The organism is Rhizobacter sp. Root404 (assembly GCF_001425865.1).
GTDB lineage: Bacteria > Pseudomonadota > Gammaproteobacteria > Burkholderiales > Burkholderiaceae_C > LMDS01.
Window position 1 is genome coordinate 89,946 of record NZ_LMDS01000005.1, and the last position, 19,190, is coordinate 109,135.

At 69.8% G+C, this 19,190-nt stretch carries 19 protein-coding genes; 7 read left to right on the forward strand and 12 right to left on the reverse strand.

Features of this window, described 5'->3' with window-relative positions:
- The first annotated feature begins 34 nt into the window (after positions 1–34).
- Positions 35–2,128, forward strand: coding sequence for a polyphosphate kinase 1 (ppk1, locus tag ASC76_RS14580; RefSeq protein ID WP_056467694.1), 2,094 nt, complete (start codon positions 35–37; stop codon positions 2,126–2,128).
- Between the two features lies 1 nt (position 2,129).
- The gene (locus tag ASC76_RS14585; RefSeq protein WP_056467697.1) at positions 2,130–2,591 is read left to right on the forward strand and encodes a histidine phosphatase family protein; all 462 of its coding nucleotides are present in this window, start codon (positions 2,130–2,132) and stop codon (positions 2,589–2,591) included.
- On the opposite strand, the gene ASC76_RS14590 is transcribed toward ASC76_RS14585, so the two are convergent.
- Positions 2,588–4,120 (reverse strand): Ppx/GppA phosphatase family protein, encoded by a 1,533-nt coding sequence (locus ASC76_RS14590; protein WP_056467700.1) that lies wholly within the window; start codon positions 4,118–4,120, stop codon positions 2,588–2,590. The genes ASC76_RS14585 and ASC76_RS14590 overlap by 4 nt on opposite strands.
- A gap of 95 nt (positions 4,121–4,215) precedes the next feature.
- Here ASC76_RS14590 and ASC76_RS14595 point away from each other — a divergent pair, with 95 nt between their 5' ends.
- Positions 4,216–5,088 carry a dienelactone hydrolase family protein gene (locus tag ASC76_RS14595; protein ID WP_056470841.1) on the forward strand — a complete coding sequence of 291 codons (873 nt, stop codon included), beginning with the start codon at positions 4,216–4,218 and terminating at the stop codon, positions 5,086–5,088.
- A gap of 25 nt (positions 5,089–5,113) precedes the next feature.
- Here the strand turns inward: ASC76_RS14595 and ASC76_RS14600 are convergent, their stop codons facing one another.
- The 4 genes from ASC76_RS14600 to ASC76_RS14615 all read right to left on the reverse strand — a co-directional run bounded on the left by ASC76_RS14600 (position 5,114) and on the right by ASC76_RS14615 (position 8,544).
- On the reverse strand, positions 5,114–5,548 hold the full coding sequence (locus tag ASC76_RS14600) for a universal stress protein (protein ID WP_056467703.1): 435 nt from the start codon (positions 5,546–5,548) through the stop codon (positions 5,114–5,116).
- Between the two features lie 113 nt (positions 5,549–5,661).
- The gene (locus tag ASC76_RS14605; RefSeq protein WP_056467706.1) at positions 5,662–6,525 is read right to left on the reverse strand and encodes a sulfurtransferase; all 864 of its coding nucleotides are present in this window, start codon (positions 6,523–6,525) and stop codon (positions 5,662–5,664) included.
- Complete coding sequence (locus ASC76_RS14610; RefSeq protein WP_235580472.1) at positions 6,525–7,418, reverse strand: DMT family transporter; 894 nt, start codon at positions 7,416–7,418, stop codon at positions 6,525–6,527. The genes ASC76_RS14605 and ASC76_RS14610 overlap by 1 nt, the downstream gene beginning before the upstream one ends.
- 13 nt (positions 7,419–7,431) lie before the next feature.
- Positions 7,432–8,544, reverse strand: coding sequence for an aromatic ring-hydroxylating dioxygenase subunit alpha (locus tag ASC76_RS14615; protein ID WP_056467713.1), 1,113 nt, complete (start codon positions 8,542–8,544; stop codon positions 7,432–7,434).
- A 217-nt stretch (positions 8,545–8,761) separates the two neighbouring features.
- Here ASC76_RS14615 and xseB point away from each other — a divergent pair, with 217 nt between their 5' ends.
- From xseB to folE2, 4 genes are all read left to right on the forward strand, one after another.
- The gene (xseB, locus tag ASC76_RS14620) at positions 8,762–9,034 is read left to right on the forward strand and encodes an exodeoxyribonuclease VII small subunit (protein ID WP_056467715.1); all 273 of its coding nucleotides are present in this window, start codon (positions 8,762–8,764) and stop codon (positions 9,032–9,034) included.
- On the forward strand, positions 9,031–9,924 hold the full coding sequence (locus tag ASC76_RS14625) for a polyprenyl synthetase family protein (protein ID WP_056467717.1): 894 nt from the start codon (positions 9,031–9,033) through the stop codon (positions 9,922–9,924). Before xseB ends, ASC76_RS14625 begins: the two co-directional genes overlap by 4 nt.
- 16 nt (positions 9,925–9,940) lie before the next feature.
- Entirely contained in the window at positions 9,941–11,848 is a 1,908-nt protein-coding gene (gene dxs, locus ASC76_RS14630) for a 1-deoxy-D-xylulose-5-phosphate synthase (RefSeq protein WP_056467720.1), read from the forward strand.
- 88 nt (positions 11,849–11,936) lie between these two features.
- Positions 11,937–12,752: a GTP cyclohydrolase FolE2 gene (gene folE2, locus ASC76_RS14635; protein ID WP_056467722.1), complete on the forward strand. Its 816-nt coding sequence runs from the start codon at positions 11,937–11,939 to the stop codon at positions 12,750–12,752.
- Between the two features lie 9 nt (positions 12,753–12,761).
- Here the strand turns inward: folE2 and ASC76_RS14640 are convergent, their stop codons facing one another.
- From ASC76_RS14640 to ASC76_RS14670, 7 genes are all read right to left on the reverse strand, one after another.
- Positions 12,762–12,950 (reverse strand): hypothetical protein, encoded by a 189-nt coding sequence (locus tag ASC76_RS14640; RefSeq protein ID WP_056467725.1) that lies wholly within the window; start codon positions 12,948–12,950, stop codon positions 12,762–12,764.
- Between the two features lie 24 nt (positions 12,951–12,974).
- Positions 12,975–13,868, reverse strand: a complete 894-nt coding sequence (locus tag ASC76_RS14645; protein WP_056467728.1) for an SPFH domain-containing protein — start codon at positions 13,866–13,868, stop codon at positions 12,975–12,977.
- Positions 13,869–13,917: 49 nt separating this feature from the next.
- On the reverse strand, positions 13,918–14,559 hold the full coding sequence (locus ASC76_RS14650) for an L-threonylcarbamoyladenylate synthase (RefSeq protein WP_056467731.1): 642 nt from the start codon (positions 14,557–14,559) through the stop codon (positions 13,918–13,920).
- A gap of 4 nt (positions 14,560–14,563) precedes the next feature.
- Positions 14,564–15,496 carry a DMT family transporter gene (locus tag ASC76_RS14655; protein WP_235580473.1) on the reverse strand — a complete coding sequence of 311 codons (933 nt, stop codon included), beginning with the start codon at positions 15,494–15,496 and terminating at the stop codon, positions 14,564–14,566.
- On the reverse strand, positions 15,493–16,344 hold the full coding sequence (locus ASC76_RS14660) for a 3',5'-nucleoside bisphosphate phosphatase (protein ID WP_056467734.1): 852 nt from the start codon (positions 16,342–16,344) through the stop codon (positions 15,493–15,495). The genes ASC76_RS14655 and ASC76_RS14660 overlap by 4 nt, the downstream gene beginning before the upstream one ends.
- A gap of 75 nt (positions 16,345–16,419) precedes the next feature.
- Positions 16,420–17,523 (reverse strand): PQQ-dependent sugar dehydrogenase, encoded by a 1,104-nt coding sequence (locus tag ASC76_RS14665; RefSeq protein WP_056470847.1) that lies wholly within the window; start codon positions 17,521–17,523, stop codon positions 16,420–16,422.
- A 5-nt stretch (positions 17,524–17,528) separates the two neighbouring features.
- A complete protein-coding gene (locus ASC76_RS14670) occupies positions 17,529–19,130 on the reverse strand; it encodes a hypothetical protein (protein ID WP_056467737.1) in 1,602 nt (533 codons plus the stop codon).
- Positions 19,131–19,190 lie beyond the last annotated feature (60 nt).

Consider the following 19,190-nt stretch of genomic DNA (forward strand, 5'->3'; position numbering starts at 1 on the left):
CGAAGAAGTCGCAAATCGTTCATAAACTGGGCGGATGACCGATGCCCGCGCCCCTGGCGACCCGACCATGCCCGCGCTGCTGAACCGGGAACGGGCGATCCTCGAGTTCAACCGGCGCGTGCTGGCGCAGGCGCAGCGCGCCGACGTGCCACTGCTCGAACGCCTGCGCTATGTCTGCATCGTCTCGTCGAACATGGACGAGTTCTTCGAGGTGCGCGTGGCCGACTACCTGGAGGCGGCGCGGCGCGCCGGCTCGGGCGTCTCGACCCGTGACCTCGATTCGGTGGCGGCCGACGCGCACGCCTTGATCGACGACCAGTACGGCGTCTTCAACGACGAGGTGATGCCGGCGCTGCAGCAGCAGGGCATCGTGATCCTGAACCACGGCAGCCGCGATGCCGAGCAGCGGCGCTGGGTCGCCGCGTTCTTCGAGCGCGAGGTGCGGCCGCTGCTGGTACCGGTCGGGCTCGATCCGTCGCACCCGTTCCCGCAGGTGGCGAACAAGTCGCTCAACTTCATCGCCCGGCTCGGCGGCAAGGATGCGTTCGGTCGCGAGAACACGTTCGCGATCGTGAAAGTCCCGCGGGTGCTGCCGCGCGTGATCCGCCTGCCCGACAAGCTGGCCGGCGGCCGCCAGGCCTTCGTGCTGCTGACCAGCGTGATCCGCGCCCACCTCGCCGAGTTGTTCCCGGGCCGTGAGGTCGAGGTGTTCTCGCAGTTCCGCGTCACGCGCGACTCCGACCTCGACGTCGACGAGGGCGACGTGAAGAACCTGCGCCAGGCGCTGCGCTCGGGGCTCACGACGCGCCACTTCGGCCAGGCGGTGCGGCTCGAGGTCGTCAACACCTGCCCGGCCGAGTTGTACGAATTCCTGCTGCAGCAATTCGCGCTGCCGCCGGCGGCGCTGTACCTCGTCAACGGGCCTGTCAACCTGGTGCGGCTGTTCCAGCTGATCGATCAGGTGCGCGACGATTCCGGCGCGCCCGCGGGCGCCGCGCTGCGCTTCGCCCCCTTCGAGCCGGCGTGGCCGCAGAAGGCGCTGCCGCGTCAGGCCTCGATGTTCGACCGGCTGCGCGAACGCGACGTGCTGCTGCACCAGCCGTTCGAGTCGTTCGACCCGGTGGTGCAGTTCCTGCGCGAGGCGGTGCACGATCCGGACGTGCTGGCGATCAAGCAGACGATCTACCGAACCGGCAGCGAATCGCCGCTGATGGACCTGCTGATCGAGGCGGCGCGCCGCGGCAAGGAGGTGATGGTCGTCGTCGAGCTGAAGGCGCGCTTCGACGAGGAGGCCAACATCAACTGGGCCGAGCGGCTCGAGGCGGTCGGCGTGCAGGTGGTCTACGGCATCGTCGGCCTGAAGACCCACGCCAAGCTGCTGCTGATCACGCGGCGCGAGCAGGGGCGGTTGCGGCGCTATGCGCACCTGTCGACCGGCAACTACAACCCGAAGACCGCGCGTCTGTACACCGACCTCGGCTACTTCACCGCCGAGCCCGACCTGACCGGCGACGCCGACGCGGTGTTCCAGCAACTCGCGAGCCTGGGCCGCACGAAGCCGCTGCGCGTGCTGCTGCAGGCGCCGTTCACGCTGCACAAGCAGATGCTCGCGCACATCGAGAAGGTCGCGCTCGCGGCGCGCGACGGGCGGCGCGCGCGCATCGTGGTCAAGGTCAACGCGCTGACCGACCCGGCGCTGATGCGCGCGCTCGTCGGCGCGGGCCAGCGCGGCGCCGACATCGACCTGATCGTGCGCGGCGCATGCATGCTGCCGCCCGGCATCGACGGCGTGACGGACCGCATCCGAGTGCGCTCGGTGGTCGGCCGATTCCTCGAGCACTCGCGGGTCAGCTATTTTTGCTGGGGCGACGCGCCGGACGACCAGGCGCTGTTCCTGTCCAGCGCCGACTGGATGGCGCGCAACATGTTCGGCCGCATCGAGGTGGCCTGGCCGGTGCGCGATGCGAAGCTGCGCCAGCGCGTGATCGACGAGTGCCTGGTGCCATACCTGCACGACCGGCAGGACGCGTGGCAGCTGCACGCCGACGGCAGCTACGAGCGGATCGGCACCGACGGGCCGAGCGCGCAGCAGGCGCTGGTGGCCCGCTACACCGAAGGCGGGGGCTGAGATGGACCTGATCCTGTGGCGCCACGCCGAGGCGTTCGAGTTGCGCGAGGAGACCGACGACCTGGCGCGCGCGCTGACGCCGAAGGGCGAGCGCCAGGCCCAGCGCATGGGCGAATGGGTGAACCAGCGCCTCGCGCACTCGACCCGCGTGCTCGTCAGCCCGGCGCTGCGCTGCCAGCAGACCGCCAAGGCGCTCGGCCGCAAGTTCAAGACGCTGGCCGAGCTCGGCCCGGACGGCAACGGCGAGGCGCTGCTGAAGGCCGCGCGCTGGCCGGACGCGAGCGAACCGGTGCTGATCGTGGGCCACCAGCCGACGCTGGGCTTCGTCGCGTCGTACCTGCTGTCCGACCAGCCGCAGAACTGGACGATCAAGAAGGGCGCGGTCTGGTGGATCCGCGGCCGGCAGCGCGAGGACCGCGCGCAGGTGATCCTGCAGGCGGTGCAGTCGCCGGACTGCCTCTAGCCTCGAAGTTCGAGCTTCAGCGGGCCGTTGCGGGCCCACATCGCGGTTTCCTCTTCGAGCAGGTGACGCGTGCGCGGGTGGCTGTCGGCCCAGCCGGGCGCGACGCTGAGCTCGGCCGTCGTGCCCACGCGTTTGAGTCGCATCGCGTCGGTGCTGACCTCGCCGCGCGCATGGCACTTGATCACGCCCAGGCGCAGGCACAGCACCTGCCATGCGAAGTCGTCGCGCGACAGGCTCGATTCGATCTTGCGCAGACCGCCGCGCTGCCCGAGCACCAGCGCGCCGACGCGGCGCAGCTGGCTCTGCGAGAACCCGGGCGCGTCGACATGGTCGAGCACGTAGGCGCTGTGGCGGTGGTGGTCGTGGTGCGAGACCATCATGCCGATCTCGTGCAGCGCGCAGGCCCAGAGCAGCTCGCGCCGCGTCTCGGCGTCCGCCTTCGGCTGCACGCCGGCGTACAGCGTGCTCGCGATCGACGTGACGCGAGCAGCCTGCTGCGTGTCGACCATGAAGCGGCGCTGCAGCTCGCGCACCGAGGCGTCGCGGATGTCATGGCCGTCCTGCGGCAGCCGGGTGGCGTGATGTCGTTCGTCGAGGTCGAAGATCACGCCCTGGCGCAGCGCGCCGCGCGCCGGCGCCAGTTCGGCGATGCCGAAGTTCGCGGCCAGCGTGTACAGGATCGACAGGCCGCCGGCGATCACCGCCCGGCGGTCCTCCTTCAAGCCCGGCAGCGCGAGCTTCTCGACCTTGCCGGCGCGCAAACACTGCTCCATCAGCCAGCGCAGGCCATCGGGCGTGATGCGACCGTCGGTGACGTCGCTCGCGGCCAGCAACTGCGAGACCGCACCGACCGTGCCCGACGAGCCGAGCGCCTCCTGCCAGTGCACGGCGGCGAACGGCGCGAGCCCTTCCTCGAGTTCGGCGCCCGCGGCGATCTGCGCGCGGCGGAACGCGCCTTCGGTGAAGCGGCCCTCGCCGAAGTAGCGCAGCGACAGGCTGACGCTGCCGACCTGGAACGACTCCGCGCGCACCGGCTTGCGGCCGTGGCCGAGGATCATCTCGGTCGATCGCCCCCCGATGTCGACGACGAGCCGCGGCACGCTGGACGGCTGCAGCCGCGCGACGCCGGCGTAGATCAGGCGCGCTTCCTCGCGCCCCGAGATCACTTCGATCGGGAAGCCGAGCGCCGCCTGCGCGCCGAGCAGGAACGCGTCGCGGTTGCGGGCTTCGCGCAGCGTCTGCGTCGCGACCGCGCGCACCTGCGCCGGCTCGAAGCCCTGCAGGCGCTGCGCGAAGCGCGCCAGGCAGGTCAGGCCGCGGGCGCTCGCGGCGTCGGTCAGCAAGCCGTTGGCGTCCAGGCCGGCGCCCAGGCGGACGGTTTCCTTCAGGTAGTCGATGCGGCGGTAGCGGCCGTCGATCAGCTGGCCGATCTCGAGCCGGAAACTGTTCGAGCCCATGTCGATCGCCGCCAGCTGGCCGGGCCAGCGCGGGGCGTCGCTGCCGGAGGCAGGGGAGGAAGAGGGGTGCATGCCCCATTGTCCGTGCAAAGCGCGGGTTTCTTCAGCGACGCCGACGCCGCCACCGGCGCGTTTCTAGAATGCGCCACCCTGTCACGGAGCCGTTCATGTCGACACACGCAGCCGATGTTCCTGGAATTCCGAGCGACCGCAGCCGTCGCGACTTCGTCCGCGCCGCCGTCGGCACCGGCTTCGCCGCGGCGGTGCTGCCGGTGACCGCGCAGACGATCAAGACCGACAGCACGGGCCTGACCGTCGGCGAGGTCATGATCCCGTCCGGCGACTTCAAGATGCCGGCGTACCGCGCGATGCCGGCCGGCAAGACCAACCTGCCCGTCGTGCTGGTCGTCTCGGAGATCTTCGGCGTGCACGAGCACATCGCCGACGTGGCGCGCCGGTTCGCGAAGCTGGGCTACCTGGCGATCGCGCCGGAGCTGTTCGTGCGCCAGGGCGACGCGCAGTCGTTCGGCGAGATCGGCAAGCTGCTGAGCGAAGTCGTCAACAAGGTGCCCGACGCGCAGGTCATGGGGGACCTGGATGCGACCGTGGCGTGGGCGAAGGCCAACGGCGGCGACACCGGCCGGCTCGGCGTCACCGGTTTCTGCTGGGGTGGGCGCGTCACGTGGCTGTTCGCAGCGCACAACCCCGCGGTGAAGGCCGGCGTGGCCTGGTACGGCCAGCTGCAGGGCGTGCCGAGCGAGCTGAAGCCGAAGAACCCGATCGACCTGGTCGGTCAGCTGAAGGCGCCGGTGCTGGGGCTCTACGGCGCGGAGGACCAGGGCATCCCGGTCGCCGCGGTCGACCAGATGAAGGCCGCGCTGGCGACCGGCAATGCGGCCGCGAAGGCCTCGCAGTTCGTCGTCTACCCGGGCGCGCCGCACGCCTTCCATGCCGACTATCGGCCGAGCTACAAGAAGGATGCGGCGGAGGACGGCTGGAAGCGCTGCGTCGCGTGGATGAAGGCCAACGGCGTCGCCTGACCCGTTGACCCGCGCCGGTGCGTCGTCAGCGCACGATCAGGACCGGCACCTTCGAGTGCGTCAGCACCTTCTGCGTCTCGCTGCCGAGCAGCAGGGCGGTGACGCCGCGGCGGCCGTGCGAGGCCATCACCAGCAGGTCGCATTCGGCCCGCGTGGCGTGGTCGATGATGGCTTCCCACGGGTGCAGGGCCTCGACCGTGACGGGTTCGCAGGGCACGCCGGCTTGCCGGCAGGCCTCGACGACGGCCTGAACGCGCTTGGTCGCGATGCGCTCCTGTGCGTCGAAGAATTCCTGCGGCGGCGTCGGCTGCATCTCCGAGATCGCGCTGTACGGGAACGGCTCCTTCACGCTGATCGTGTGGAGTTCGGCGCCCACGGACTTGGCCAGGGCGATGGCGGTGTCGATGGCCTTCGAGGTGATGTCCGAGCCATCGGTCGGTACGAGAATGCGCTTGAACATGTCGTCTCCTTCGCGGTCACGGAACCGCTCGGACATGATGCGCCGCCGCAGGTTCGGCAGCTAGCGCTATCCCCCGAGTTGTTGACCCAGGACAAGGGTCGACGCGCGCGCGGTCAGCCGCGTGCGACGGCCCGCGTCGGATCGGCCGACCACTCGCTCCACGACCCCGGGTACAGGACCGAGCCGGCGAGCCCGGCGTGCTCCATCGCGAGCAGGTTGTGGCACGCGGTGACGCCCGAGCCGCACTGGTGCACAGTCGTCCGCGGCGTGGCGGCGCCGAGCAGCGCGTCGAACTCGGCGCGCAGCTGCGCCGCGGGCTTGAATCGGCCGTCTGCGCCGAGGTTGTCCTTGAAGAAGCGGTTCGACGCTCCAGGGATGTGGCCGGCCGCAGCGTCGAGCGGCTCGACCGCGCCGCGGAAGCGCTCGCCGGCGCGCGCGTCGATCAGGCTCACCCGGCCGAGTTCGGACGCGAGTGCCGTGGCGTGGATCGTGTCGACGAGGCTGGGGCGGTCCGGATAGGGTGCCGCAGCGGTTGGCGTCGGTGCCGCGGTGACGAGCGCGCCGCCGGCGGCCGTCCACGCTGCCACGCCGCCATCGAGCACCGCGGCGTTCTCATGCCCCATCCAGCGCAGCATCCACCACAGCCGCGACGCGTAGACGCCGCCTTGCCGGTCGAAGGCGACCACGGGCGTCGACGGGGTGATGCCGCAGCGCCCGAGCACCGCCGCGAACTCCGCGCGCGCCGGCAACGGGTGGCGGCCGCGGAACGCGCCGTCCGGGCCGGCCTTCGGGCCGCACAGGTCGCGGTCGAGGTGCAGGTACAGCGCGCCCGGCGGGTGGCCGGCGCGCCACGCCGCCTCGCCGGCGGCGGTGTCGACGAGGTCGAAACTCGTGTCGATCAGCACGCACGGTTCGTTCCGGGCGAGCGCCGCTTGCAGCTCGGCGGCCGTGATCAGCGTCTTGAGGGCGAGGGTCATCAGGACTCCAGGGTCGAGTTCGTCGCGTCGGCGGCCAGCGGCGTGCGGCTGCGCAGCAGCGTCGCACCCAGCCCGGCACCGACGATCAGCAGCATGCCGGCGAATGCCATCCAGGTCATGCGGTCGGCGAACAGCAGCACGCCATAACCGAACGAGAACGCGATGCCGAGGTACTGCAGGCTCGCGATCACCAGCGTGCGGCCGGTGCTGTAGGCGCGCGTCATCAGCAGCTGCGCGACGGTGGCCAGCCCGCCGACCGCGAGCAGCAGCGCGACGCCGCGCCACGTGTGCGCGTGCATGCCGGTGTACAGCGTCGTCAGCAGCCCGAACAGCGCGCCGCCGAGCGAGAAGTAGAAGACGATGCGCATCTCGGGTTCGCCTGCGCGGGCCAGCGCGGTGACCTGCAGGTAGGCGGTTGCCGAGATCATGCCGGACAACAGGCCGATCAGGCCGTGCCAGAGCTGGTCCTGCTCGATCGTCGGCCGCAGGATCAGCGCGACGCCGGCGAAGCCGAGCAGCACGGTGCCGATCAGCCGCCCGTCGACCCGCGCGCTGCCCAGCATCGCGGCGCCGCCGATGAGGAACAGCGCCATCCACACGGACGACATGTAGTTCAGCGTCATCGCGGTCGCCAGCGGCAAATTGCCGAGCGAGTAGAACCACAGGAACATCGCGATCACGCCGGTCAGGCTGCGCCAGAAGTGCGTCGCCGGCACGCCGGTCTTGAGCGACACGCCGCGCGAGCGTGCGAGCAGCGCGATCAGCACCGCGCCGAGCAGGCCGCGGTACAGGATGATCTCGCCCGGTGCGTAGTCCGCCGACGCCAGCTTCACGCACACGCCCATCGTCGCGAACAGCAGCGACGCGAACACCATCAACCACGCGGGATTCAAGCCGACCTCTTCTTCAGAGCCGGTCCTTCATCGCGGTGCGATACCACTCGTGGAACTGCTGCATGCCGTCTTCCATCGGGCTCTGGTACGGGCCGACCTCGTCATCGCCGCGTTCCATCAGCGCGCGGCGGCCGGCGTCCATGCGCAGCGCGATCTCGTCGTCCTCGGCGCAGGTCTCCCAGTACGCGGCCTGCTCGGCCTCGATGAACTCGCGCTCGAAGGCGTGGATCTCTTCCGGGTAGTAGAACTCGACGACGTTCAACGTCTTCTGCGGGCCGCGCGGGTACAGCGTCGACACGACGAGCACGTGCGGGTACCACTCGACCATCACGGTCGGGTAGTAGGTCAGCCAGATCGCGCCGTGCTTGGGCAGCTCGCCGTTGCGGTACTTGAGCACCGCGTCGTGCCATTTGCGGTAGGCCGGCGTGCCGGGACGCGCGAGCTCGTTCTTGGTGCCGACCGTCTGCACCGAATGGTGCGGGCCGAACTCCCAGCGCAGTTCGTCGCAGGTCACGAACTGGCCGAGGCCGGGATGGAACGGGCCGACGTGGTAATCCTCGAGGTAGACCTCGATGAAGGTCTTCCAGTTGTAGTCGCACTCGTGCATCTTCACGTGGTCGAGCACGTAGCCGTCGAACTTCAGATCGTTGACGGGGCCGAGACCGGCCAGGTCGGCGGCCACGTCCCGACCCTTGCCCTCGAACACCATGCCGTTCCAGACCTGGACCGGGTAGTTGTTCAGGTTCAGGCACGGGTCGTCGGGGAAGTGGGGAGCGCCGACCAGCTGGCCCGCCAGATCGTAGGTCCAGCGGTGCAGCGGGCAGACGATGTTGCGCTTGGTGTTGCCGCGACCGCGCAGCATCAGCGCCTGGCGGTGGCGGCAGACGTTCGAGATCAGCTCGACACCGCGCTGGGTGCGCACGAGCGCACGCCCTTCGCCTTCCTGCGGCAGCGCGTAGTAGTCGCCGATCTCGGGTACGGCCAGCTCGTGGCCCAGGTAGCGCGGATTGTCGGCAAAAAGTGTCGCCATCTCGCGACGAAACAGGCCATCGTCGAAGTAGCTGCTGACCGGGAGTTGTGAGGCGCTGCGATCGAGCGCTGCCAGGGTGACGCTCAGGTCCGACATGATCCCGGCGAGTCTCCTAAGTGGTTGAACACCGCATCCCTTCGGGAACGCGCAGGACTGCCAGGCTCGGCAGGACCGTCATTGTACCCGGGGGGTCTTCGCGCACGGGGTCGCAAGGCCTTGCGCGATTGTCACGCTTGGACACGGGCGTCCGCCATCCTCGGGATTCGCACGCGCGACCGGCTGACTACAATCAGGGGTTTTCACGATACGGCAAATGGCAAAGACAAGCTCCCCCAGCGCCGCAGCATCGAGCGCTCCCGCCAGCTACGAAGAAGCGCTCGGCGAACTCGACCGCCTGGTCGGCGCAATGGAAGCGGGGCAGTTGCCACTGGACCGGCTGCTCGAAAGCTACCAGCGCGGTTCCGAACTGCTCGGCTTCTGCCGCTCCCGGCTCGAGGCGATCGAACAGCAGGTCAAGGTGCTCGAGGACGGGCAGCTCAAGCCCCTGATCGCCGCCGCCGCGCCGCCCCGTTCACCTGCCGCATGAAGCTCTCCGAATTCGACATCTGGATGCGCCGCGAGGCCGAGGCCGTCGAGGCGGCGCTGGACAACTGGGTGCCTGCCGACGCGCCGGCCGGCCTCGGCATGGCCATGCGCTACGGGGTGCTCGACGGCGGCAAGCGCGTGCGCCCGCTGCTGGTGCTGGCCGCCGCCCAGGCGGTCCACGGCGCGCATGCCGCAGCGATGCGTGCGGCCTGTGCGGTCGAGCTGATCCATGCCTACTCGCTGGTCCACGACGACATGCCCTGCATGGACAACGACGTGCTCCGGCGTGGCAAGCCCACCGTCCACGTGCAGTTCGGCGAGGCGCAGGCCATGCTGGCCGGCGACGCGATGCAGGCGCTGGCGTTCGAGGTGCTGACGCCCGACGACGATCCCGCGATGCCCGCGCCGCTGCAGGCGCGGCTGTGCTCGCTGCTGGCGCGCTCGGCCGGTCACGCTGGCATGGCCGGCGGCCAGGCCATCGACCTCGCCAGCATCGGCCGTCCGCTCGACGAGCACGTCCTGCGCGACATGCACCATCGCAAGACCGGTGCCCTGTTGCAGGCCAGCGTGCTGATGGGCGCGGCCTGCGGCCATGCGACCGCGGCGCAGTGGGACGCTCTGGGCGAGTACGGCGACGCGCTCGGGCTGGCGTTCCAGGTCGTCGACGACATTCTCGATGTGACGCAGGCCTCCGCCACGCTCGGCAAGACCGCGGGCAAGGATCTCGACAACAACAAACCGACCTACGTGACGGTGCTCGGCCTCGACGCCGCGCGCCGCCACGCGACCGAGCTCCGCGACAAGGCCCAGGCTGCGCTCGCGCGCAGCGGCCTGCGCGACGCCGCATGGTTGAGCCTGCTCGCCGACAAGGTCGTCGAGCGCGAAAGCTGACTAAGGTGCAGCCGACATGAAGCACACCCTGCTCGAATCCATCGCCAGCCCGGCCGATCTGCGCACTTTGTCGCGACCCGAGCTGAAGCAGCTCGCGACCGAACTGCGCGATTTCGTCGTCCAGAGCGTGTCGCAGACTGGCGGCCACCTGTCGTCCAACCTCGGCACCGTCGAACTGACGATCGCACTCCACCACGTCTACAACACGCCGCACGACCGGCTGGTATGGGACGTGGGCCACCAGACCTACCCGCACAAGATCCTGACCGGGCGGCGCGAGCGCATGGGCACGCTGCGCCAGCTGGGCGGCATCTCGGGCTTCCCGCGCCGCGACGAGAGCGAGTACGACGCGTTCGGCACCGCGCACTCGTCGACCTCGATCTCCGCCGCGCTCGGCATGGCCGTGGCCGCGAAACTGAAGGGCGAGGACCGGCGCGCCGTGGCCATCATCGGTGACGGCGCGATGAGCGCCGGCATGGCCTTCGAGGCGCTGAACAACGGCGGTGTCTCGCACGCCGACATGCTGGTGGTGCTGAACGACAACGACATGTCGATCTCGCCGCCGGTCGGCGCGCTGAACCGACACTTGGCGCGCCTGATGAGCGGCAAGTTTTACGCGACCGCGCGCGACACCGCCAAGTCGGTGCTGAAGAACGCGCCGCCGCTGTTCGAGCTGGCGCGCCGCTTCGAGGAGCATGCCAAGGGCATGGTCGTGCCCGGCACGATCTTCGAGGAGTTCGGCTTCAACTACGTCGGCCCGATCGATGGCCACGACCTCGACTCGCTGATCCCGACGCTCGAGAACCTGCGCCAGCTCAAGGGCCCGCAGTTCCTGCACGTCGTCACGAAGAAGGGGTACGGCTACAAGCTGGCCGAGGCGGACCCGGTCAACTACCACGGCCCCGGCAAGTTCGACCCGGCGGTTGGCATCGTCAAGCCGAGCACGCCGGCCAAGCCCACCTTCACCCAGGTCTTCGGCAACTGGCTGTGCGACATGGCGGCCACCGACGAGCGGCTGATCGGCATCACGCCGGCGATGCGCGAGGGCTCCGGCCTCGTCGAATTCGAACGGCGCTTCCCGAAGCGGTACCACGACGTCGGTATCGCCGAGCAGCACGCCGTCACGTTCGCGGCCGGCCTGGCCTGCGAAGGGTTGAAGCCGGTGGTCGCGATCTACTCGACCTTCCTGCAGCGCGCCTACGACCAGCTGATCCACGACGTCGCGATCCAGAACTTGCCGGTCGTGTTCGCGCTCGACCGCGCCGGTCTTGTCGGTGCCGATGGCGCCACCCACGCCGGCAACTACGACATCGCCTACCTGCGCTGCATCCCGAACATGAGCGTGCTGACGCCGGCAGACGAGCGCGAATGCCGCGCCGCGCTGACCACGGCGTTCCGCCAGGATCACCCGGTCGCGGTGCGCTACCCGCGCGGTGCCGGTGCCGGCGTTGCGGCCGGTACCGACCTGGCCGAACTGCCGTTCGGCAAGGGCGAGGTTCGCCGCAGCATCGCGCGCGCGGTCGGGCAGGGCGGCCCGCGCGTCGCGATCCTTGCGTTCGGCACGTTGCTGTATCCGGCGCTGGTCGCGGCCGGGAACATCGACGCCGCGGTCGCCAACATGCGCTTCGTCAAGCCGCTCGATGTCGAACTCGTCGCCGAGCTGGCGCGCAGCCACGACGCGATCGTCACGGTCGAAGACGGTTGCGTGATGGGCGGCGCCGGCAGCGCCGTGCAGGAGGCACTGGCGACGGCCGGCATCGTGATCCCGGTGTTGACGCTCGGATTGCCCGACGCCTTCATCGAGCACGGGGACCCGGCCAAGCTGATGGCCCAGTGCGGCCTCGACGCGTCCGGCATCGAACAATCGATCCTGAAGCGCTTCGGCGCCAAGCCGGCGCTGGTGCGCACCGCCGTCAACCATTGAATTCCGCCGAACGGCGGCTTCAAAACCGCGGCGGCGTGCGGCCGGGCATTTGCTGGCATGCTTCGGGTCTGGGCACACCATGAAATCCATGACCAACCTGAAAGACGCGCTTCACATTCCCGACACGCAGAGCGCGCGTGACGAACGCCATCTCGCGATCCAGCGTGTCGGCGTCAAGAGCGTTCGCTATCCGCTGCAACTGCGCATCGGCAACACCGTGTCGCCGACGGTGGCGGTCTGGAGCCTCGACGTGGCGCTGCCGGCCGAGCAGAAGGGCACGCACATGTCCCGCTTCGTCGCCTGGCTCGACGGCCTCGACAAGCCGCTCGACGCACCCGCGCTGCGCGCCGAGATGGCGCTGATGCTCGACAAGCTGCACGCCACCGAAGGCGTGATCGACGCGCAGTTCCCGTTCTTCCTGCGCAAGCGCGCGCCGGTCACCGGCGTGCAGAGCCTGCTCGAGTACCAGGGCCGCTGGATCGCCGAGGCGCGCGCTGGCAAGGGGTCACCCGCCGGTGCCGTGGCGCCGGTGACCATCTGGGCCGAGGTCGTCGTGCCGGTCAAGTCGCTGTGCCCGTGTTCGAAGGAGATCTCCGACTACGGCGCCCACAACCAGCGCTCGCACGTGACGATCCGCGTCGAGCTGCTGGGCGACATCGGCTGGCAGGAACTGGTGCGCTTCGCCGAGGATTCGGCCTCGAGCGAGATCTGGCCGATGCTCAAGCGCGCCGACGAGAAGTGGGTCACCGAGCGCGCGTACGAGAACCCGAAGTTCGTGGAAGACCTGGTCCGCGACGTGGCGCTGCGCCTGAACACCGATGCGCGCATCGGGCGCTACAGCGTGGATGTCGAGAACTTCGAGTCCATCCACAACCACAGCGCCTTCGCGCGCATCGAGCGCTGAAGCTTCGGATCAGCGCGGCGGCTTGCGCGGCTCGGCCGGCGCCTTGCTCTTCCCGGTTCTGGTCCTCAGCGCTTCGCGCAGCAGGTACTCCACCTGCGCATTGACGCTGCGCAGCTCGCCCGCCGCCAGCCGCTCGATCTCGGCCCACAACTGCGGGTCGATGCGCAGCAGGAACGACTTCTTGTCGGGGCTGGCCATGAACGACGATCAGGCTGGTAGCGCTCAGTTGTATAGCGTGCCCGTGTTGACCACCGGCGTCGCGTCGTGGTCGGAGCAGAGAACGACGAGCAGGTTGCTGACCATCGCCGCCTTGCGTTCGTCGTCGAGTTCGAGCAGGCCGCGTTCGGCCAGGCCATTCAGCGCGAGTTCGACCATCCCGACCGCGCCCTGCACGATCTTGGTTCGGGCCGCGATGATCGCCTCGGCCTGCTGGCGGCGCAGCATCGTGCCGGCGATCTCGGGCGCGTAGGCGAGGTGGGTCAGCTTGGCGTCGACGACGACGATGCCGGCCTGCGCGAACCGGGCCTGCAACTCCGCGCGCAGTGCGAGCGCGACCTCGTCGGTCCCCGAGCGCAGCGTGATCTCGCGCTGGTTGCCGGCTCCGGGTTCGTCGAGGTTGTCGTAGGCGTAGCTCAACGCGAGGTGCCGCACGGCCGACTCGGCCTGCGTGAGCACGTAGGCCTCGTAGTTGTCGACGTCGAAGGTGGCCTGCGCGGTGTCCTCGATCTTCCAGACGATGGCCGACGCGATCTCGATCGGGTTGCCGCGCAGGTCGTTGACCTTCAGTTTCTCGCTGTTGAAGTTGCGCGCGCGGACCGAGATTTTCTTCTTGACGTAGAACGGATTGGCCCAGCGCAGCCCGTCGCTGCGGTCGGTGCCGCGGTAGCTGCCGAACAGCATCAGCAGCGCGGCCTGGTTCGGCTGCAGCATGTAGAGCCCCGCCAGACACCACGCCCCGATCAGCATCCCCAGCCCGAAGATCCCGGCGAGGCCGGGCGATGGCCGGCTCAGCAACAGCGCGGCCGATACCCCCATGGCGAGCACGCCGACGATGACGTAGACGAAGCCGTTGGCCGAGGTGGCGACGCGCTCCTGTGAAGTTGGCTTGTCGAGCATGACAGGTCTCCCAAAGTGATATCACTTTAGTATCGACCGATGACCGCTGTCAAGCCGTTTCGTCGAGGTTCAGTCCGAGCTTGCGCGCGTCGCCGCGGCCTTGTCTGATCAGCTCCGGCGCGGCGCCGGTCAGGTCGATCACGGTGGTCGGCTGCATCGGGCACGCGCCGGCGTCGACGATCGCCTGCACCTGCTTCTCGAAGCGGTCGCGGATCTCGCCCGGTTCGTTCATCGGCTCGGTCTCGCCGGGCGGGATCAGGGTGGTCGCGAGCAGCGGCTGGCCCAGGATCTCGAGCAGGCATTGCGTCACCGCGTGCTCGGGTACGCGCAGGCCGATCGTGCGCCGCGACGGGTGCGAGACGCGCCGCGGCACTTCCTTGGTCGCCTCGAGGATGAAGGTGAACGGCCCCGGCGTGCCCGCCTTCAGCAGCCGGTACTGCTTGTTGTCGACGCGCGCGTAGCTGGCGAGTTCGCTCAGGTCGCGGCACAGCAGCGTCAGGTGGTGCTTGTCATCGACGCCGCGGATGCGCCGCAGCGATTCCGCCGCGGCCTTGTCGTCGAGGTGGCAGACGAGCGCGTAGCTCGAGTCGGTCGGGATCGCGGCGATGCCGCCCCCGTGCAGGATTTGCGCGGCCTGCTTCAGCAGCCGCAGCTGCGGGTTCTCGGGGTGGACTTCGAAGTACTGGGACATGTCCTCAATCGTAGGCCGTATCGACCGCGACGATCGAGGCCGGCCGCTGCGCGCTCGCCTGGCGCGCGTTCAGCCAGGCGCTGACGGCCCCGCACGCCGCGATCACGGCCATGCCCACCCATGCCCAGCCGTCCGGCACATGGCGGAACACGAGGTAACTCACGCCCAGCGCGAACGCGATCTGGGTATAGATGAAAGGCATCAGCGTGGCCATCGGCGCGTGCCCGAACGCGAAGATCAGGCACAGGTGACCGACGGTCGCGAACAGGCCGATGCCCAGCACCAGCACCAGCTTGGCGGGCGGCACGGCCTGCGCCGCGGCGAAATAGTCGCCGGCGTGCAAGAGCAGCAGCGGCGTGACCAGCACGGCGCCGCTGAAGCCGGTGTAGAAATGGGTCGTGTACGGACTTTCGAGCGATGCCAGGCGGCTGGTCAGCACCTGGAAGCAGCCGTAACACAGCGCCATCAGCAGCGGGAAGATCGCGGCCCAGCCGAACACGCCGCTGCCGGGCCGGATCACGATCACCGCGCCGATGAAGCCGCCGCACACCAGCGCCCAGCGCATCCGCGAGACCGGCTCGTGCAGCACCCACGCCGCGAGCATCGTCACGACCACCGGCGTCAGCATGCCGAGTGCGGTGAACTCGGCCACCGGCATCAGCTGCAGGCCGAAGAACGACATGCCGCTGGTCACCAGCAGCAGTGCACCGCGCATCCACTGGAACCTCGGGTGCGCCGTCGCGAAGCCGCGCCAACCTTGCCGCGCCAGCCAGACCGCCATCGTGCCCGCCTGAATCGCGTAGCGCGCCCACAGCAGGAAGAGCACCGGCAGCCAGCCGCCGAGGTACTTGATCAGCGTGTCGCTGACCGCGAAGCACGCGCCCATCATCAGCACCAGGCCGATGCCGAGGCCGGGGCGCTGCGCGGTCACCGTCACGCAGCGACGTGGATGCGCGACTCCAACGCGGTCCACACGGGCGTCAGGCGCGCCGGCAGGGCCGGCAGCTTGCCCAGGTCGATGTGGCTTTCATCGGGGCTGTGGAAATCGCTGCCGCGCGAGGCGAGCAAGCCGTACTCGAGCGCCGTCTCGGTATAGCGCACCGCGTCGGCGCTGCTGTGGCTGCCGGTCACGACCTCGACGCCGCGCCCGCCATGCGCCTTGAACTCGCTGAACAGCGCGTATTCCTCGTTGGCGCTGAACTTGTAGCGCGCCGGGTGCGCGATCACCGCGATCCCGCCGGCATCGGTGATCCAGTGCACCGCGTTGCGCAACGTGGCCCAGCGGTGCGGCACGAAGCCGGGCTTGCCCTCGACGAGGTATTTGCGGAACACCTCGGAGGTGTCGTGGCAAACGTTCGTCTCGACCAGGAAGCGCGCGAAGTGCGTGCGCGAGATCAGCTCAGGGTTGCCGACGTACTGCAGCGCGCCGTCGTACGCGCCGTGGATGCCGACCTTCGCAAGGCCCTCGGACATCTCCATCGCCCGCTCGCGGCGCCCGCCCCGCGTGGCGTGCAGCCCGGCGGCGAGGGCGGCGTTGTCGGGATCGAAGCCGAGACCGACGATGTGCACCGTCACGTCGGCGAAGGTGACCGAGATCTCGGTGCCGGTGAGGTAGGGCAGGCCCAGCGCGCCGGCGGCGGCGATCGCCCGCTGCTGGCCGCCGATCTCGTCATGGTCGGTCAGCGCCCACAGCTCCACGCCATTCGCCTTCGCCCGTGCGGCAAGCGCCTCGGGTTCGAGTGTGCCGTCGGACACGGCGGAATGGCAGTGCAGGTCAGCGTTCATCCAGCTCGGCGGTTGATCCACCGTTCCATTGTAGGGACGACGCTCGGCCCGCGTGCTCCGCGGGTCTCCCGGCGCTCAGCGTTCGACTCGCACGATCCGGCCGTTGGGGCTGTCGGTCAGCAGGTAGAGCCAGCCATCGGGGCCCTGGCGCACGTCGCGGATGCGTTCGCCGAAGCCTTGCAGCAGGCGCTCCTCGCGCACGACCTTGCGGCCGTCGAGCTCCAGCCGCACCAGCAGCTGCGCCTTCAGCGCGCCGATGAACGCGCTGCCCTTCCAGCCCGGGTAGCGGTCGCTGGTCAGGAAGGCGAGACCGCTGGTCGCGATCGACGGCACCCAATAGGTCAGCGGCTGTTCCATGCCCGCCTTGGCCGTGCCTTCGCCGATCTTCGCGCCGCTGCCGTACTCCGCGCCGTAGGTGATCACGGGCCAGCCGTAGTTCTTGCCGCGCTCGACGAGGTTGAGCTCGTCGCCGCCTTGCGGCCCGTGCTCGTCGGCCCAGAGTTCGCCGGTCACCGGGTGCAGCGCCGCGCCCTGCACGTTGCGGTGGCCGAGGCTCCAGATCTCGGGTCGGGCGCCGGCGCGGCCGACGAACGGGTTGTCGGCCGGGATGCGGCCGTCGGATTCGATCCGCACGATCTTGCCGTGGTCGGTGTCCAGCGTCTGCGCGTCGTCGCGACGCAGGAAGCGGTCGCCGAGCGTGACGAACAGACGGCCATCGCGCGCGAACACCAGGCGCGAGCCGAAGTGCGCGCTGCTCGCGAACTTGGGCGCCTGGCGGAAGATCACGCGCACCTCGCGCAGCGCGTTGCCGTCGAGCCGGCCGCGTGCGACCGCGGTGCTGTTGCCGCGCCCGCCTTCGGGATCGGCCTCGCTGAAGCTCCAGTAGACCAGCGCGTTGTCGGCGAACTTCGGGTCGAGCACCACGTCGAGCAGGCCGCCCTGGCCGCCGGACTCGACCCTCGGCACGCCCTGTACCGGTTCGCCGACGCGACCGTCGGCCGACACGAGGCGCATCGTGCCCGCCTTTTCGGTGACCAGCATCCGGCCGTCGGGCAGGAACGCGAGCGACCACGGGTTGCGCAGGCCGCTGGCCACGGTGACCGGCTTCAGCGCTTGCGCGTGCGCGTGCACCGCGCCGAACGCGAACACCGCGATCGTCAGGAGGAACTTCAGGCGCATCGACATCACCTCGCGATCGAGAACAGCACGGCATTGTTGACTGCATAGACCGCGCCGTCCGCGCCGACGGCGGTCGGCGTGTACGACTCGGCGATGCCGTTGGTCAGCTGGATGCGCTGCGTGAAGGTGTTCGTCACCAGGCTCCAGCGGTACAGGTACCCGTCCTCGCTGTTGGCGAGCACCGAGCGGGTGGCCGGGTCGACCGCGGCGGTGTTGATGCACCACTCCTTGACCGGTCCGGAGGCTCCGGATTCGAAGGTCGGGCCGGCGATCGTCAGCACCTCGCGCATGATCTGCACGGGCGAGATCGCGTCGAGCTGCGTCGCGGTCGGGTCGACGATCGCGATGCGGTTCACGCCGTCGCCGGTGCCCGCGCCTTCGTAGTTGTTGTACTTGATCATCAGCAGGTAGCTGGCGGCGCCGGCGTACGACGGCACCATCGTCGCCGGCACGATCGACGCGGTGTCGTCCCAGCCGAAGCCGCCGGGCGCGCGCTGGGCCGTCAGTGCGGCGTCGAAGTGCAGCAGCCAGCCGCGCCCGTTGTGGCTGCCGAAGCTGCTCTCGAGCACGCCATAGAAGACCTCGCCGTCGGGGCCGATCGTCGGCGACGCGGTGCCGTCGTCGCTGATGCGCGCCGGCGTGCCGGCGCCGGGGTCGACCAGCGCGACCCGCCCCTTCAAAGCGAGCGTCGTGCTGTCGACCGCCAGCAGGTAGCCCGACTGCACGACGCCGGCCGCCACCGCCCGGTTCACCGCGAAGTAGAGGGTCGCGAGATCGGGCGAGACCGCAGGCGCGCAATTGGTCGCGACCTTCGCGATCTGTGCGTCCCCGGCCAGCGTGGCCGCCGCGGCCCAGCTGCCGACGCCCGCGGCGGTGATCCGCGCGATGCCGCTGACCAGCCCGGCCGGGTTCGCGCCGGTGACGATGAAGCCGAAGTACACCGTGCCGGCCGCGTCGACCGTCAGCGGCGTGTTGATGAAGACGGTGCTGTCGAACGCGGCGGGGTTCGCGGCATACGCGGCGGCGCCGTAGAACACCGCGGTCGTGAGCGCGCCGGTCGCGGCATCGGCATCCTCGCGCACGAACAGCTTGCCGCCGGCGCCGGGCGCGTACAGGCGGTTCGCGGTGCTGAGCGCGAGGTTGTAGCTCGGCACCCAGTTGTGCGCGGGCAGCACGTAGTCGCTGGTGCCGGACCAGATCAGCCCGCCGTTCGCGCCCGAGCGCGCCTCGAAGCGGAAGCCGCCGGCCGCGCCGGTCTTGACCGGCACGATCACGGTGTTCATCGCGGTGATGACCGGCGAGCCGTAGTGGATCAGCAGCGCGCCGCTCGGCTGGTATTGCGGCGCGGTGTCCATCGGTGTGGTCCATGCGATGCGGTTCAGGTCCTGCGTCGCGATCGCCGCGAGCGCGCTGTGCTGCGCATCGCGGCCGAAGCCCCACCACGCCGGGCCGGCCACGCCCGGCGCCGGCACCGGAGCAGGGCCGCCCGCATCGCCGCCGCCACCGCACGCGGCGAGGCCGACGCTGGCCATCAGCGGCGTCAACGAGAGCACGCGCAGCGCGCGGCGGCGCGCCGGGTTCGGCGGTGGGGGCGTGGTGTCATCCATGGGAGCCTCGTGCCGGTCGGGCGACCGGCTCATGCTGCACTGCGCCGCAGCGGCTGGCAA

Bases quoted from the DNA above. Each gene is read 5' to 3' on its own strand.
- xseB (WP_056467715.1), top strand. From the start codon at position 8,762: ATGGCAAAGACAAGCTCCCCCAGCGCCGCAGCATCGAGCGCTCCCGCC.
- ASC76_RS14650 (WP_056467731.1), bottom strand. From the start codon at position 14,559: ATGTCCCAGTACTTCGAAGTCCACCCCGAGAACCCGCAGCTGCGGCTG.
- ASC76_RS14670 (WP_056467737.1), bottom strand. From the start codon at position 19,130: ATGGATGACACCACGCCCCCACCGCCGAACCCGGCGCGCCGCCGCGCG.
- ppk1 (WP_056467694.1), top strand. From the start codon at position 35: ATGACCGATGCCCGCGCCCCTGGCGACCCGACCATGCCCGCGCTGCTG.
- ASC76_RS14590 (WP_056467700.1), bottom strand. From the start codon at position 4,120: ATGCACCCCTCTTCCTCCCCTGCCTCCGGCAGCGACGCCCCGCGCTGG.
- ASC76_RS14645 (WP_056467728.1), bottom strand. From the start codon at position 13,868: ATGCTCGACAAGCCAACTTCACAGGAGCGCGTCGCCACCTCGGCCAAC.
- ASC76_RS14600 (WP_056467703.1), bottom strand. From the start codon at position 5,548: ATGTTCAAGCGCATTCTCGTACCGACCGATGGCTCGGACATCACCTCG.
- ASC76_RS14615 (WP_056467713.1), bottom strand. From the start codon at position 8,544: ATGTCGGACCTGAGCGTCACCCTGGCAGCGCTCGATCGCAGCGCCTCA.
- ASC76_RS14595 (WP_056470841.1), top strand. From the start codon at position 4,216: ATGTCGACACACGCAGCCGATGTTCCTGGAATTCCGAGCGACCGCAGC.
- ASC76_RS14625 (WP_056467717.1), top strand. From the start codon at position 9,031: ATGAAGCTCTCCGAATTCGACATCTGGATGCGCCGCGAGGCCGAGGCC.
- ASC76_RS14640 (WP_056467725.1), bottom strand. From the start codon at position 12,950: ATGGCCAGCCCCGACAAGAAGTCGTTCCTGCTGCGCATCGACCCGCAG.
- ASC76_RS14585 (WP_056467697.1), top strand. From the start codon at position 2,130: ATGGACCTGATCCTGTGGCGCCACGCCGAGGCGTTCGAGTTGCGCGAG.
- dxs (WP_056467720.1), top strand. From the start codon at position 9,941: ATGAAGCACACCCTGCTCGAATCCATCGCCAGCCCGGCCGATCTGCGC.
- ASC76_RS14660 (WP_056467734.1), bottom strand. From the start codon at position 16,344: ATGAACGCTGACCTGCACTGCCATTCCGCCGTGTCCGACGGCACACTC.
- folE2 (WP_056467722.1), top strand. From the start codon at position 11,937: ATGACCAACCTGAAAGACGCGCTTCACATTCCCGACACGCAGAGCGCG.
- ASC76_RS14665 (WP_056470847.1), bottom strand. From the start codon at position 17,523: ATGCGCCTGAAGTTCCTCCTGACGATCGCGGTGTTCGCGTTCGGCGCG.
- ASC76_RS14605 (WP_056467706.1), bottom strand. From the start codon at position 6,525: ATGACCCTCGCCCTCAAGACGCTGATCACGGCCGCCGAGCTGCAAGCG.